Origin of the sequence: Campylobacter canis (genome assembly GCF_045504005.1) — a bacterium.
Classification (GTDB): Bacteria; Campylobacterota; Campylobacteria; order Campylobacterales; family Campylobacteraceae; genus Campylobacter_A; species Campylobacter_A canis.
This window is the reverse complement of sequence record NZ_JBJJXH010000012.1, coordinates 1-14,808: the sequence shown is the minus strand read 5'-3', so window position 1 is coordinate 14,808 and position 14,808 is coordinate 1. Positions and strand designations below refer to the sequence as shown.

Below are 14,808 nucleotides of genomic sequence, written 5' to 3'. Positions count from 1 at the left end.
CTAAGCCTTATGGGTTTAGAATGAAAAAGGCTTATCTAGCGCTTGCTCTTGGTTTAAGTCTAAGCGCAAGTAGTCTAAGCGAGATCATAAATTTAGCTCACAGCTCAAATTTAGCTCAAATTTCAAGCATGCAACCTCAAAAATCACAGCTCAAGCATGAAAGCGTTCGTAGCTCTTATATGCCAAATTTAAACTTAAAAGGCGGATACAATTATCATTTGCTAGATCCTAGCATACTAACTCCAAAGCAAAGCTTACAAATTTTAGCAAGTATCGAGTTTTTGTTATATGACGGAGGCAAAAGAGAGGCGAGCTTAGCCGCGCTTAAGCATCTGCACGGAAGTGAAATTTTAAAAAACGAGGATTTTAAAAACTCTCTTGCTCTTGATATTTGCAGGCTTTACTTTAACTTTATTGCGCTAAATGAGATCATAAAAGCAAAAGAGGCTCAGATAAACTATCTTAAAAACGCCCTTGATAGGCTTGAGAAATTTTACTCCGCCGGACTTGCGGCGATTGATGAGTTTGAAGCGATCAAAGCTAAATTTCACGCTGCAAAGGTTGAGGCGCTAAGCTATAAGCAAAAGCAAGATGAGATAAGCAGCAAGATAAATCTGCTTACAAATGCAATTTTAACCCCTTCAAGCGGCTCTAGGATAGATGAGCCAAATTTGGCGCAGGGTTCAAACAAAACGGCTCTTAAAGTCCTTGAAGAAGAATTTAAGGCAAGCCGTGAGGATATAAAGATCGCAGGCTCAGCTACGCTTCCTCAAATTTTCATTAAAGACACTTACTCCGTCTACCGAAATGACTTTGATAACGACTTCTCTTCGCTTGATCCTAGGTTTCAGGCTATAACGCCGTATCTTGATACGATTTTTAAGAAAAGACACAGGACAAACGAGATAACCCTTGGTTTTTCTTGGAAAATTTTTGATTTTGAAGCAACCAGCAAAGAGAAGCAGATCAAACAAATAGCGTCAAATCAAGCCGCTTTGAATTTGGAGCAAAAGAGGCTTGAAAATAGGATAAATTTGCAAAATTTAAAAAACGAATTAAATATCTTAAAAGAAAAAATTAACGCCCATGAGCTGGCACTAAAGGCCGCTAATAGCTCTTATGAAGCGGTTTTTAAAAAATATGAAGCGGGACTTAGCGGATATGTGGAGTTTTTGCAGGCGTTAACGGCTAAATTTGAAGCCCAAAGCGGGCTTGAGCTGAGCAAGGATGAATACGAGATAAAAAAGGCCGAGTTTTTGTATGAAAACGGCGAGGAAATTTTAAAGCGAGTAGTAGAGCGATGAATAGAATTTTAGGAATTTTAACCACTCTTTGCCTGATACTATCTGCGCAAGAGCAAATTTATGCAAATTTTGACGTAGTGGCTAAACACAGCGCAGAGCTTGCCATAAAGAGCTTTGGTATAGTTAAAAAGGTAAATGTAGATGTTTCTGATATGGTAAAAAAGGGCGATGTCTTAGTTGAGCTTGAAAACGAGAGTGAAAAAATAGCGCTTGAAGCGGCTAAAAATGATTTAGAACTTGCAAATTTGGCTCTTAAGCACGCTAAAGACATATTGGAACGCTTTAAAAAAGTAAAAAGCGTAACTTCTACTCAGGCTTACGAGGATGCGGAATTTGAGTTTAAGCGAGCTAGTTTAGCGGTGCAAAAGGCAAAAATCGCTATCAAAAACGCAAACGAAATGCTTGAAAACAAACTTCTTAAAGCGCCTTTTGACGGCACAATATCCAAAAAGAGCATCGAAGTAGGCGAAGGTGTAGGCGGAGTGGCTCAAAGGCTCATTGGTATATTTTCATATCCTGAAGTTAAGCTTGTGATCAGCTATGATGAGAAATTTAAAGATGTAGTAAAAGTAGGAAGCGAGTTTAGGTATAAGCTTGACGGCTCAAACGAAGAAATGGTAGGCGCTATAGCCTTAATTCATCCTAAAGTAGATACGAAAACACGTAAAATTTACGCTGAAGTTTATGCGCAAGGTCTTATGCCGGGGCTTTTTGGCGAGGGATATATAACGGTGAAATAGATGTATAGATTTGCCATAAATAGACCCATAACCACGCTGATGATATTTATGTCGCTTGTCGTTTTTGGCGTCATGTCGCTACAAAGAATGCCCGTAAATCTCTTTCCTGAAATTGAAATTCCGCTCATTAAAATCACTACTTACTCGGGTGGAGATATGAATTTAATCGAGTCAAAAGTCACTAAAAAGATAGAAGATGAGATCTCTACTATTGACGGCATAGATAAAATTCACTCATACAGCTACAACAATCTAAGTGTGGTGCTTATACAGTTTGACCTTGAAAAAGATATCAACGTAGCTGCCGATGATGTGCGAGATAAGGTTAGTAAAGCGGGCGTTGAAGGTAGAAGCGAGATAGAAAAGATCAAAGGAACGGGCGATAGAATTTTAAACATATTTATAAGCTCAAATAGTGGCGATGAAGTCGCTCTTATGAAACTTGTAGATGAGAAGGTAAAGCCATTTTTGCAGCGCATTGACGGGATAGGCAAGGTTGATGATACGGGATTTTTGCAGCCTCAGGTGAAAATTTACCTTGATCCTTTTAAGCTTGATAAATTCGGTTTGAATTCAAACGATGTCGCAAATTTGATCAAGACTCAAAACTTAAAAGCCCCTTTGGGCAAGCTTGAAAACGAAAATTCCGAACTCTTTTTAAAGAGCAATTTTGATGCAAGCAGTATAGATGAGCTTAAAGAGCTTAGGCTTGCAAGCGGGATATTTTTAAAAGATGTCGCGCGTATAGAGCTTGATAAAAAAGATACCGATAGCATCGCCGTGATGAACGGCAAGCAAGGCGTGATGCTTGAGCTTTTAAAGATAAGCGGAGTAAATGCGCTAGCTACGATAGAAAACGTAAAAGCTAAGATAGATGAGCTAAGGCAGATCGTGGGCAGCGAGTATGAGCTAAAAATCGCCTTTGATAACAGTGAAAACATCACAAAGCACATCAGGCAGGTTGGATTTGATATGGTGCTTGGGGTTGTTTTAACCATCTTTATAGTATTTTTCTTTCTTAGGAATTTTAGCTCTACCGTTATCTCGGCACTTTCCATACCTACGAGCATTATTGGGACGTTTTTTATTATTGATATGCTTGGATTTGATCTAAATCGCCTCACTTTGATAGCACTTACGCTTGGGATCGGAATTTTTATCGATGACGCGATAGTTGTTATAGAAAATATCTCAAAAAAGATGCAAGAGGGCGAGACAAACCCGCTAAAAGCAAGTTTTGCGGGAGTGGGCGAGATAACATTTAGCGTGCTTTCTATAAGTGCCGTTTTGCTTTGCGTATTTGTGCCTATTGCGTTCATGGAAGGCATTGTGGGCAGATACTTTAACTCCTTTGCCATGAGCGTAGCGGGTGGTATCGTGGTGTCGTTTTTTGTATCCATTATGCTTATACCAAGCCTTGGGGCTAGGTTTTTAAATGCGCAAGAGGGCAAATTTTTTCATTTTACGGAGCCTTTTTTCGTCGCTCTTGAAAACGGCTATGCGTGGCTTTTGGCGATTATTTTAAAATTTAAAACTCTATTTGTTGTTTTAAGCCTTGCCTTGCTTGCGCTTTGTATGAGCCTTGCCATGAAAGTCGGCATGGATTTTATGCCTATTGAAGATAATGGCGAATTTGAAATTTTCATTAAAGCCCAGCCTGGAATTTCACTTGTTGCTATGAGTGAAAAGTCCTCGGTCGTGCTTGATGAGCTAAATAAAGACTCACGTGTGGATTATGCCTATATGCTCGTAGGATATACCGACGCCAAGGATGCTTTTAAGGCTAAAATTTACGCTAAATTAAAAGACATAAAAGAGCGCAAAGATAGACAGTCTCAGATCATGGAAGAGTATAGAAAGAAGCTCAAGATCGATGATTTGAATATCAAAATTTCAGCCCTTCCTATGGTTGATGCAGGCGGAGCAAACGAGCCTGTGCAGCTAGTTATCACAGGCGATAGCCTAGAAAAACTTGATGAAATTTTATCTCAGGCTAGGAAAATTTTAGAGAGCGTTAGCGGAGTTGTCGATATAAGCAGCGACAACGAAGATAGGATAAATCAGCTTGAAATTTCGGTAAATAAAGAAAAAGCTAAGCGTCTTGGCATAAGCGAATATGATATCACAAGGGTGGTTTACGGCTCTTTTGGGCAAAATTTCCTCGGCTCTTTTGATGACGGCAATGACCAATACGACATAATGCTTAGGTTTGATGACGAGCATAGAAAGGATATAACTTCACTTGAAAAGCTGCGTATAAGAAGTGCAAGCGGCGAGAGTGTCGCGCTAAATTCGGTCGCAAATTTTAAGCTTACTAAGACCTTTTCATCGATTATGCGATTTAACAAACAGCGTCAAATTTTAATCGTAGCAAATGTGGATAACATCCCGCTTGATAACGTGCAAAAAGTTGTCGATGAGCAAATCCCAAGCATACTGCCTAAAGGATATGATTACCGCATGACGGGCTTTATAGAGCTAATGAATGATACGAACGAGGCGTTTATATTCACCATTAGCCTTAGTGTAATTCTCATATACATGATACTAGCCGCACTTTATGAGAGCCTTATCATGCCTTTTATCATCATGATATCTATGCCGCTTGCATTTGGCGGAGTTGCCGTGGGGCTTTATCTAAGCGGAAATTCGTTCAGCCTTTTTGTGATGGTCGGAGCGATTTTGCTATTTGGAATGGTCGGCAAAAACGCCATTTTGGTTGTGGATTTTGCAAACAGATACGCAAACGAGGGCATGCATGTAAATGAAGCCGTCATAAAGGCGGGCTCAAAGCGGTTAAGAGCGATACTGATGACAACCTTTGCGATGATATTTGCCATGCTTCCGCTTGCTCTTTCAAGAGGAGCGGGCTATGAGGGCAACTCGCCTATGGCGATATCTATCATCTCAGGGCTCATTAGCTCTACGATCCTTACGCTGTTTTTGGTACCTGCGCTATTTGGCATAACATATAAGGTAGATAAGTTTATCGGTAAAATTTATAAAAGAGATGAAATTTAAGGACGCAAAATGAGCTTTAAGAGTTTTTATCGGCTTGTTTTTATCGCGGTTTTATTTAGCGGATGCGCCTCTTTAAACCAGGCTAAAAATCAAAATTTGCATAGCAATTCAAGCAAAACCGAAGTCAAGCAAGAGTATATATGTAAGGATAAAACATCAAGCGAATGCAATGATATGGGCGTTGAATTTGAGCTTGCAGACGATCTTAAAAGTGCAGAAATTTGTTACAAAATAGCCTGTAAAAGCGAGCTTGGAGTAGCTTGTTCAAACCTAGGTTCGCTTTATCAGAGATTTGACGGACATGAAGAAGGTAGCGAAGTTGTAGGGCTGTTTTTAAAAGCTTGCAAACTAAATAGCAAATACGGCTGTTATAACGCGGGCAATTCATATAGACTAGGCACCGAGACGGGGCATAATTTCGTGCGAGCCATAAAGCTGTATGAAAAAGCCTGCATAGATCTTAAGCACTCAAAGAGCTGTACGAATTTAGGCGGTATGCATCAGTTCTCTTTAGGGGTTGAGGGCGGCAGTAGAGATGTGGCTAGGAAGTATTATAAGATGGGTTGCGAGCTTGGCGATGAGGTAGGATGTAAAAATTTCTCCTTGCTTGAGGATAAATTTTAGCTCCAGCTTACTTTAAAAGTCGTGTTTTGACCGATCTCGCTTTCGCAAATTATGCTTAAATCGTTGCTTTCGCAAACTCTTTTTACCAAATTCAGTCCTATACCAAATCCGCCTTGGTCGTTGTTAAAGCGTGTGTAGCGATCGTAAATTTTCTTTTGTTGCTCTTTGCTGATACCTTCGCCGCTATTTGTGATGGCAAATTCATTTTTGCTTAAAATTATGCTTACAAATCCGCCTACATTTGAATATTTTATAGCGTTACTGATGAGGTTATCTATCATTCTTCTTACCTCATAGAGGTTTGCATTTATACTCGCTTCGCTTAAATTTATTTGCGGGATGATTGAGCGTTTGGCAAAAAACGGAGCGAAATATTCAAGCCGTTCGTTAAATAGATTTTTTAAATTTATCTGCTCTTTTTTGCTTGCGTCGCTTTTGCTAAAGGATAGATATGTAAGATCTTCGTAGATATTGCTTAGGCTTCTGGCTGCCAGTTCGATGTTATTGAGTCGCTTTAAATTTTTGCTGCTAAGCGTGCTTTTATCGGTTGTTTCTATACTCATCATTATTATGCTAAGGGGCGTGTTTATCTCGTGCGTTGAGTCTTTTATGAAGCGATTTAGCGCATTTATCTTGGCATGAAGCGGCTCCAAAGAAAGCTTTGCCAAGTAGTAGGCTATAACCATGATAATTGTAAGTATCAGAAGTAAATTTCCTAAAATTTTAAGCTTTAAGATATTTAAATCGCTTCTTATATCCCTTCCTTCAAGTAATATATTTGCCGTTGAGAGCTCTCCAGTGGCATTGCTTTCCATGCTTTGAAGCGCTTCATATATAACTACTTTACCCTCTTTTAAAAACGCTACGTTTTTTTTGGTATCTTGCAGACACTCAGTGTCTTGATAGATTATCTTGCCTTCTTTTGAAACGATACACGCGCTTACTTGCTTTTCTTGCATGAGTGCAGCTGCGGAATTTATGCCGTTCATGCTGGCTTTCATGTAAATTCCCATTTTTATCTCTTTGAGATTTTTTACTTCGTTTGAGATAAGCGCCTCTTTTGCCATTTTGTAATCGTTTATTGAAAAATAGCTTAAAAATAGCGCGCTGGTGATTAGATAGAGGGATAAAATTTTAGATATTATCTTGGTTTTTTCAGACATAGATGTAGCCGTCACCTCGTTTATTTATGATGCTGTCCTTGCCTAAAATTTGGCGTAAAGTCCTTATATATACGCGCAAACTTTGCTCGCTTGGCTCTTCGTCATAGCCCCAAATTTTATCATATATAACCTCTTTTGTAAGAAGCTTGTTTTTGTTTTGTAAAAATAGCGCTAAAAGCTCGCTCTCTTTGTTTGAGATATTTACGTTTTCGCCGTCTTTTTGAACTGTTTTGCTGTCTATGTGAAATCTAAACCCGTCGGCAATTTCGATAAAGTCATCGTTTGTATGAGAGAAATTTCGCCTAAGTAAATTTTTGATACGCAAAAGCAACTCTTTAAGCTCATAGGGTTTTTTAAGGTAGTCATCGCAACCGCTTTTATAGCCCACCTCAAGATCTTCTATTGTATTTAGGGAGGTCGTAAATATAGCAGGAGTATCTACGTCAGCCTTCCTTAAAGACGATAGAAGCGAAAATCCATCGCCTTTAGGAATTTTAACGTCAAGTATCAAGATATCGAATTTTTGCTCATAGGCTAGATCAAGAGCGGTTTTAGCATCTACGCAAGCGGTTATCTTATAATCTCTCTCGCTTAGATATTCCGTTATCATTTCGCTTAAAATTTCATCATCTTCTACGAGCAAAATTCTTGTCATTACATTATGCCTTCAGGTTTTTTCATCTCTTTTTTCATTTCATCTTTTTTCATCATCATTTCATCTTTTTTCATCATCATTTCATCTTTTTTCATCATCATATCATCTTTTTTATCAGACATATCTTTTTTCATGTCGCCTTTCATCTCGTCTTTGTGCATTTTCATATCATCTTTCATCTCTTTTACCATCGGCATATCTTTAGACATCATATCATCTTTTTTCATATCTGCCGCCATAGCACCACCAACAATAAACATAGCGCCAAGCGCAACTAAAACTAACTTTTTCATTTTGTCTCCTTGTGATAAAATATGCTGAAATCTTAACCAAGAAGTATAAAGCGAGTGTTAATTTTGATTTTGTGCCATCAAATCTTAATTATAAAAGCCTATAAGTCACGATCAAATAGTCAAATTTGTTTTAAATTTTCATATCCAGTTTGCTTATCTTTCTAAGCTCTTCTAGAATTTTTGTTATATCGTTGCCTTTTTCTTGTTCGGCTTTTAAAAATTTTAGAAAGAATTCCTTGTTTATTTCGTCTTTATAAGTTTTGCTCTTGCTTGTAGCTTTGATTGGCTTAAATTCGCTCTTTTCTTCTTTTTGTATAAGCTCTTTTACGCTCTCTAGCGCTTGAGAAATTTTCTCCACGCTATCACTGCTTGAAATAGCTATATTGAGAGTGTATTTATGCTTTTTTGTCTCCATTATGTAAGTTCTTAAGTCGCCATCTTTTTTGGCTAGATAAAGCCTCTCTTTATCAGGTCTCATATCTTTAATTTCGCTGATACCGCCGTTTATCTCAATTTCAGCCCTCTTTCTTATCGCATAATCAAGCCATCTGCTTTTAAATTCCTCTATATCCATATCAGAATCTAAAATCTGCAAGGACTCATCTTCTAAAAGACCGCCTAAATTTTTAACTATTCCTAATCCAAAAGATCTTTTGCTTTCCTTGCCTATGATATTGTTGTTAAGCGCATCCACGCTTACTGCATCGTTTCCGTAGTTACGAAACATATCTATACCCAGCACTTTGGTACTATTTACGAATTTTTTTAAATTTTCAACTTCTTCCTTGCTCATTGATTGATCAAATCCGCTTAATTTGCCCCAGATACTTATCTTGCCTTCTGCAGTATAACCGCTTAAAGCAAAAGCTTTTTGCATATTTTCTTTAGAGTAAAAAACACTAAGTTCTTTTTGCGGTTTAGTAAAGCCCATTTTTACGGCTAGCAATTTATTAAGATGTTTTTTTGATAACTTTTTAGGATCCACTGCGTTTGCCCAGTTTTCAAGCTCGCTTGGAGAAAGATCATCGGGATCTACTTTATCGTAATCGATCTTTAAATTTGTATTATGATTTATTTGGTTATTAAAATTCTCGGGATTGCCGTCTTTTTGCAAAGCTTTTGGTTGATTGTCTTTAAGGCTGAAATTTAAATTCGCGCTAAAACTATTTATACCGCTTATCATAATACTCCTTTGTTGTTAGGCGTTTATGATAAATCGGCAAAATTTAAGAATTATTTATATTAAATTTCTTACAAAAATCCGCAGATAAAATATACCAAAGGAAGACTGATAAAGCTAAATGCAACGCCTGTGGCTACGGCTGAAACTGCAAGCTGACTGTCTAAATTTGCTTTCATTATCATCGCGCTTGCTAAAACCATCGGCGGCATGGCACACTGAAGAATTCCTATGAGCCATTTAGGGCTAAATTCAACGCTAAATATTAAAGCTATAAGGATAAATATAAGAGGAGCTACTAGCATTTTGCCTGCGATTACGATTAAAGTGGCTTTATATGAGCTTCTTATGCTTCTAAATCCAAGTCCGATACCTATAGCAAAAAGGGCAACCGGAACTACGCTTTGGCTAAAAAGATTAAGCGCGGTAAAGATAACTGAAGGAAGCTCGATACCTCTAAAAACAAGTCCTGCGATAAGTGCGATAAATGGCGGAAATTTAAGCACTTTTATCGTGTTTTGAACCAAAGAGACCTTTGTGGGGGCTCCAAAAGATAGTATGAATGGACCAAGTATTGATATGGGTATGGATGTGGCGAACTGATCGTAAAATATAACTTCATTCAGAGCATCTTCTCCAAAAAAGCCCGTTATGATAGGCATACCGATAAAGATGGTATTACCAAACATCGCCAGCAATAAAGCGCTAATGGCTGTAGCTTGGCTAAATTTAAACACCTTGCAGATAAAAAACACGATAAAAGCGGCCACAAACGAGGATAAAAAGCCTGTTAGGATTATGTTTATGAGAGTTTTATCTATACTTACGTGATAAATTTTATCAAATATCAATGCAGGCAGAGCAAAACATAGTGCGTAATCTATAAAAATACTCGCTTGCTTTTGCTCGAAAATTTTAACTTTTTTTGCAAAATATCCTGAGGCTATCAAAATAAAAATAGACAAAAGCGGCGTGAACATAATCAAAACCCAAAATTTTAAAATGAAAGCCGAAATTATATGCCAATGGTTATTAAAGATAGATAAAATTTATCTCAAAAAAATAACCAAAGCTAATACTATACCTTGGTTTAAAGATATGGATTTAGCATATTATTCGCAAAAATTTAATATAATATTTGGTTTAAATTTAAAAACAAAAGTAAATACATGAAAAATTTTATAAAATTTGTAATTATCGCCGCTATAATAGCTGCTTGTGGATATTTTGTATACGAAAAATACTTCAAAGAAGAGAAAAAAGATGAGTTTATAACATCTGTGGCGGTTAGAGGAGATCTTACTAAAAGCATTGATAGCAACGGCGAAATTTATGCAAACGAGCTTATTGATGTGGGCGCGCAGGTTTCAGGACAGATAAAAAAGCTATATGTAAAGCTTGGTGATAGGGTAAAAGCGGGCGATATGATAGCTGAAATAGACTCTGCAACCCAGCAAAATAATGTAGATACCAAAAAAGCTCAGCTTGGAATTTATGAGGCGAAATTAAATAGCGCAAAAGTAGCTCTTGAGATCACCGAGAGTAAATTTAAGCGTGAAAAAGAGCTTTTTAGTAAAAACGCTACTTCAAAAGAAGAATTTGAAAATGCCAAAAATTCTCTTGCCGTTACAAAAGCAAATATAAAAGAGATAGAGGCTCAAATAACTCAGACTAAAATTTCTTTAAATACCGCTCAAATCGATCTTGGATACACTAAGATAGTTGCACCAAAAGAGGGCACTATCGTATCGGTTCAGGTTGAAGAAGGACAAACGGTAAATTCAAACCAGACAACGCCTACTATCGTAAATATAGCTGATTTAACCAAGCTAAAGCTAAAAATGGAGATAGCTGAAGGTGATATCACTAAGATAAAGGTAGGATCAAAGGTCGAGTATTCGATCCTTTCAGAGCCAAATAAGAAATTTCAAACTCAAATTAGCTCTATTGATCCAGGGCTTACCACTCTAAGTAACGGCAAATACAGTCAGACATCAACTTCTGCTAATTCAAGCTCAAGCTCTTCGGCGATTTATTATTATGCAAATGCCGTGATTGACAACAAAGATGAAATTTTACGCATAGGAATGACCACTCAAAACGTAATCACTCTGGCAAACGTAAAAGACGCGATCATAATACCTAGTATCGCCATAAAAAAAGAGGGCGGCAAAAACTACGTAAGCGTGCTAAAAGGCGATAATTCGGTAGAAAAAAGAGAAGTCGTCGTAGGACTAACGGACAATCTTAAATCACAGATCATAAACGGCGTTAGCGAAGGTGAAAAAGTCATCACCTCAAGAAGCTCGGCGGCTGAGATAAACGATATGCTGATGTATGAAAGCTCTCGCAGAAGACCTAGGATTTGATATTGAGCGCGCTTATAGAGCTTAAAAATTTAAGCAAAAAATTTATACTCGGTGAAACTAGCTTAGACGCTCTTAAAGATATAAATTTAAGCATAAAAAAGGGCGAATTTATAGCTATCATCGGGCAATCAGGCTCAGGTAAATCTACACTGATGAATATCCTTGGCTGTCTTGATAATCCCACAAGCGGAGAATATCTGCTAGACGGCGCGGATATATCAAAATTTAACTCGGACGCTTTGGCTAAACTAAGGCGCAATAAATTCGGCTTTATTTTTCAAAGATATAATCTTTTAAGCACTTTAACTTCGCTGGCAAACGTATCTTTGCCAAGCGTTTATGCAGGCGTGAGTAAAGAGCAAAGAGAACAAAAAGCGACTGAAATTTTAAGCGATCTAGGGCTTGGCGATAAGCTTGAGTCTTTGCCTAATAAACTAAGCGGCGGACAGCAGCAGCGCGTAAGTATAGCAAGAGCGCTTATAAACGGCGGCGAGATTATCTTAGCCGATGAGCCTACAGGAGCACTTGATAGTGCAAGCGGGCTAATGGTGATGGAAATTTTAACAAATTTGCACAAAGAAGGTCATACTATCATCATCGTAACTCACGATCCAAATATCGCAGCTTACGCAAACCGCGTTATAGAGATAAAAGACGGCGAAATTTTAAAAGATAGCATAAAGAGCGATGAAATTTTCCCTTCTAAATTTATAAAACCGAAGCAAAAAAACATAATAAGCTTTTACAAAGATCAGTTCATAGAGAGCTTTAAGATGTCTATAAACGCGATATTTAGCCATAAGCTTCGCTCGCTTTTAACCATGCTTGGCATCATTATCGGCATAGCTTCGGTTATCTGCGTAGTTGCGCTGGGGCAGGGTTCGCAGCAGCAAATTCTCTCGGGAATTCGCGGTATCGGAACAAATACTATAGATATCTATCCCGGTAAGGGATTTGGCGATCTGCGCTCGGGCAGGATAAAGACTCTAACGATATCTGATGCTTTAACGCTATCTCATCAAGATTATCTTGATAGCGTTACCCCAAACGCTACGGCCAACGGAACTCTTACTTATATGAACAAATCCGCCACCGCAAGCGTTAGAGGCGGAGGAGCGCAGAGCCTTGACGTGCTTGGACACAAGCTTGAAAGCGGCAGAAGCTTTACCGAAGAGGAGGTTAGGGACTCAGCCTCCGTTATCGTCATAGATCAAAACACCAAAAACGAATTTTTTCAAAACACCGACCCTCTTGGCGAGACGATTTTGTTTAACAAGCGCCCGTTTCGTATCATCGGAGTTTTACAGCATAATAACAATATGAGCGATTCAAGCACGCTAAGGACGTATTCTACCTATACGGCTGTTATCAATAAACTAACCGGCGATCGTCATATAAACTCTATCACCGTAAAGGTAAAAGATGAGGTAAATGCGCAAATAGCCGAGCGTAGCTTAACTGAAATTTTAACCCTTAAGCACGGCAAAAAAGACTTTTTTACCAGAAATTCAGACACCATAAAAAAGACCGTTGAAGAAACCACTAAGACAATGACGCTTCTTATCTCTTGTATCGCGTTTATTTCGCTTGTAGTAGGAGGTATAGGGGTGATGAACATAATGCTGGTTTCGGTAACCGAACGCACCAAGGAGATAGGTATAAGAATGGCTATAGGCGCACGCCAAAGCAATATCTTGCAGCAGTTTTTGATAGAAGCTGTGCTTTTATGCGTGCTTGGCGGAGTAATAGGCGTAATGCTTGCTTTTGGGATAGGCTATGCGTTTAATAAATTTGCGGACGAATTTATGATGATATTTTCAAACTCTTCGATTATCGTAGCACTTCTTACCTCAAGTTTTATCGGTATAGTATTTGGCTATATGCCCGCAAGAAGCGCTTCAAAGCTAAATCCTATCGAAGCGCTTTCAAGGGAATAAGATGAAAAAAATTTTGGTATTTATTTTTGCAGTTTTTTTAAGCGGGTGTGCGGTAAAAAGCATAAATGAGGATTATAGCAAGCTTATCTTGGATGAAAATTTAAGCCTAAATTTTGAGTTTGAGCAAGAGTGGTGGAAGGGATATGAAAGAGCTGAGCTAAACGAGCTTGTAAGGCTTGCCTTAAAAAACAATACAAATTTGCTAAAAGCTGCGATAAATATAAATAAAGCCTTAGCTCAAGCAGGGATTGTAAGCGCAAATTTAATCCCGAATTTTAATGCAAATTTCACGTCCGATATAAGCAAAAATTTAGAAGGTGGAAGTTTAAGCAAGAGTTATAAAAGCGGTATTTCGCTAAATTATGAAATAGATTTATGGCAAAAGCTTGCAAATTCTCGTGACGCTGCTTTTTGGGAGCTTAATGCCACTAAATTTGATGCCGAGGCTACTAGGCTTGCACTCATAAATAGCGTCGTGGATAGCTATTTTGAGATAGCTTATCTAAATGAAAGTCTTGAGTTTTATAAAGCGGCACTTAAAAATTATATTGAGCTTGAAGCGATAACAAAGGCTAAATTTGAGCTTGGCAAAGGTGAAGAGCTATCTTTAAAGCAGATTCAAAGCTCGCTTTTAAACGCTCAAAATATGATTTTAACTGCGCAAAAAAATCTAAATTTAGCGAAGCAGACTTTAAGAATCCTGCTTGCAGAAGGACCTGAATTTGAGTTTAAATTCGCTTCGTTTTCATTTGATGATATAAAATTTCTAGGAGTAAATCTGGACGTGCCGCTTTACGCTATAGCAAATCGCCCCGATTTAAAAGCGGCTATCGCTCGCATAGAGGAGAATTTATTAAACGTCAAGGTGAGTCAAAAGAGCTTTTATCCAAGTGTAAATATAGGAGCAAGTCTAAGCGGAAGCGGCGATCAGGTAAATGAAGCTTTTTCGCTTAAATTTTTTGGTGGAAATTTAAGCCTTAATTTGCCGTTTTTAAACTACTCTCGCCTTCAAAATAATTTAAAAATTTCAGAAGCGAATTTTGAGCTAGCCAAGATAAACTACTTTGAAACTTTGATAAAAGCGCTTAATGAGCTTGATACGGCTTATAAAAATTTAAAAAGCGATAGCGCTCTTTTAATAAATTATGAAAAGCAAAGCGTAAATTTTAAAGAGATAAGCGAAATTTATAAGCTTAAATTTGATGCAGGCAAGGGCGAGCTGAAAGACTACCTGCAAGCTAGAAACAACGAACTTGATGCACGTTCTAACCTCATCTTGCAGCGATATAAAATTTTACAAGACGAGATAAATATATACAAGGCGATGGCGGGCAGGGTTAAGCTACAATAGTAAATTTAATCCCACGAAATTACAACACTTCCCTTTAGGAGACAGATCAATCCCAAGGGAAGTGCCAAAACGTCTAGAGCTTACAGGCCCAAAAACGATCATTAACTAAAACCTCTTCCTCTTCACATCATCTGCTATATCTTTAGCCATACTATCAACTTCAGCTGTTAC

General features: G+C 38.0%; 12 protein-coding genes and 1 pseudogene. 7 read left to right on the top strand and 6 right to left on the bottom strand.

Annotated elements, in window-relative coordinates; genetic code table 11:
• The first annotated feature begins 20 nt into the window (after positions 1-20).
• The 4 genes from ACHJH3_RS10125 to ACHJH3_RS10110 are packed head-to-tail and all read left to right on the top strand — an operon-like array spanning position 21 to position 5,689.
• A complete protein-coding gene (locus ACHJH3_RS10125) occupies positions 21-1,304 on the top strand; it encodes a TolC family protein (protein WP_407064699.1) in 1,284 nt (427 codons plus the stop codon).
• A complete protein-coding gene (locus ACHJH3_RS10120; protein WP_407064698.1) occupies positions 1,301-2,044 on the top strand; it encodes an efflux RND transporter periplasmic adaptor subunit in 744 nt (247 codons plus the stop codon). Before ACHJH3_RS10125 ends, ACHJH3_RS10120 begins: the two co-directional genes overlap by 4 nt.
• Positions 2,045-5,065, top strand: coding sequence for an efflux RND transporter permease subunit (locus ACHJH3_RS10115; RefSeq protein ID WP_407064697.1), 3,021 nt, complete (start codon positions 2,045-2,047; stop codon positions 5,063-5,065). It begins immediately after the preceding gene.
• Between the two features lie 9 nt (positions 5,066-5,074).
• On the top strand, positions 5,075-5,689 hold the full coding sequence (locus ACHJH3_RS10110) for a tetratricopeptide repeat protein (protein WP_407064696.1): 615 nt from the start codon (positions 5,075-5,077) through the stop codon (positions 5,687-5,689).
• Here the strand turns inward: ACHJH3_RS10110 and ACHJH3_RS10105 are convergent.
• From ACHJH3_RS10105 to ACHJH3_RS10085, 5 genes are all read right to left on the bottom strand, one after another.
• A complete protein-coding gene (locus ACHJH3_RS10105) occupies positions 5,686-6,852 on the bottom strand; it encodes a sensor histidine kinase (protein WP_407064695.1) in 1,167 nt (388 codons plus the stop codon). The two genes, ACHJH3_RS10110 and ACHJH3_RS10105, sit on opposite strands and share 4 nt — an antisense overlap.
• Positions 6,845-7,507: a response regulator transcription factor gene (locus ACHJH3_RS10100; RefSeq protein ID WP_170019923.1), complete on the bottom strand. Its 663-nt coding sequence runs from the start codon at positions 7,505-7,507 to the stop codon at positions 6,845-6,847. Before ACHJH3_RS10100 ends, ACHJH3_RS10105 begins: the two co-directional genes overlap by 8 nt.
• Entirely contained in the window at positions 7,507-7,800 is a 294-nt protein-coding gene (locus ACHJH3_RS10095) for a hypothetical protein (protein ID WP_407064694.1), read from the bottom strand. The genes ACHJH3_RS10100 and ACHJH3_RS10095 overlap by 1 nt, the downstream gene beginning before the upstream one ends.
• A gap of 130 nt (positions 7,801-7,930) precedes the next feature.
• The gene (locus ACHJH3_RS10090; RefSeq protein ID WP_407064693.1) at positions 7,931-8,983 is read right to left on the bottom strand and encodes a hypothetical protein; all 1,053 of its coding nucleotides are present in this window, start codon (positions 8,981-8,983) and stop codon (positions 7,931-7,933) included.
• Between the two features lie 68 nt (positions 8,984-9,051).
• A complete protein-coding gene (locus ACHJH3_RS10085; RefSeq protein WP_407064692.1) occupies positions 9,052-9,966 on the bottom strand; it encodes an AEC family transporter in 915 nt (304 codons plus the stop codon).
• A gap of 183 nt (positions 9,967-10,149) precedes the next feature.
• Between ACHJH3_RS10085 and ACHJH3_RS10080 the strand changes: the two genes are divergently transcribed.
• From ACHJH3_RS10080 to ACHJH3_RS10070, 3 genes are read left to right on the top strand one after another with little or no spacing between them, the layout of a single operon-like run.
• Positions 10,150-11,349, top strand: a complete 1,200-nt coding sequence (locus ACHJH3_RS10080; protein WP_407064691.1) for an efflux RND transporter periplasmic adaptor subunit — start codon at positions 10,150-10,152, stop codon at positions 11,347-11,349.
• A 2-nt stretch (positions 11,350-11,351) separates the two neighbouring features.
• The gene (locus ACHJH3_RS10075; protein ID WP_407064690.1) at positions 11,352-13,286 is read left to right on the top strand and encodes a MacB family efflux pump subunit; all 1,935 of its coding nucleotides are present in this window, start codon (positions 11,352-11,354) and stop codon (positions 13,284-13,286) included.
• 1 nt (position 13,287) lies between these two features.
• Positions 13,288-14,637 (top strand): TolC family protein, encoded by a 1,350-nt coding sequence (locus ACHJH3_RS10070; protein WP_407064689.1) that lies wholly within the window; start codon positions 13,288-13,290, stop codon positions 14,635-14,637.
• 15 nt (positions 14,638-14,652) lie between these two features.
• On the opposite strand, the pseudogene ACHJH3_RS10065 reads toward ACHJH3_RS10070, so the two are convergent.
• A pseudogene (locus tag ACHJH3_RS10065) lies at positions 14,653-14,739 on the bottom strand (hypothetical protein); the annotation flags it as partial.
• Positions 14,740-14,808: the final 69 nt, after the last annotated feature.

Coding starts and splice junctions, on each gene's coding strand:
- ACHJH3_RS10125 (WP_407064699.1), top strand. CDS start 21: ATGAAAAAGGCTTATCTAGCGCTTGCTCTTGGTTTAAGTCTAAGCGCA.
- ACHJH3_RS10120 (WP_407064698.1), top strand. CDS start 1,301: ATGAATAGAATTTTAGGAATTTTAACCACTCTTTGCCTGATACTATCT.
- ACHJH3_RS10115 (WP_407064697.1), top strand. CDS start 2,045: ATGTATAGATTTGCCATAAATAGACCCATAACCACGCTGATGATATTT.
- ACHJH3_RS10110 (WP_407064696.1), top strand. CDS start 5,075: ATGAGCTTTAAGAGTTTTTATCGGCTTGTTTTTATCGCGGTTTTATTT.
- ACHJH3_RS10105 (WP_407064695.1), bottom strand. CDS start 6,852: ATGTCTGAAAAAACCAAGATAATATCTAAAATTTTATCCCTCTATCTA.
- ACHJH3_RS10100 (WP_170019923.1), bottom strand. CDS start 7,507: ATGACAAGAATTTTGCTCGTAGAAGATGATGAAATTTTAAGCGAAATG.
- ACHJH3_RS10095 (WP_407064694.1), bottom strand. CDS start 7,800: ATGAAAAAGTTAGTTTTAGTTGCGCTTGGCGCTATGTTTATTGTTGGT.
- ACHJH3_RS10090 (WP_407064693.1), bottom strand. CDS start 8,983: ATGATAAGCGGTATAAATAGTTTTAGCGCGAATTTAAATTTCAGCCTT.
- ACHJH3_RS10080 (WP_407064691.1), top strand. CDS start 10,150: ATGAAAAATTTTATAAAATTTGTAATTATCGCCGCTATAATAGCTGCT.
- ACHJH3_RS10070 (WP_407064689.1), top strand. CDS start 13,288: ATGAAAAAAATTTTGGTATTTATTTTTGCAGTTTTTTTAAGCGGGTGT.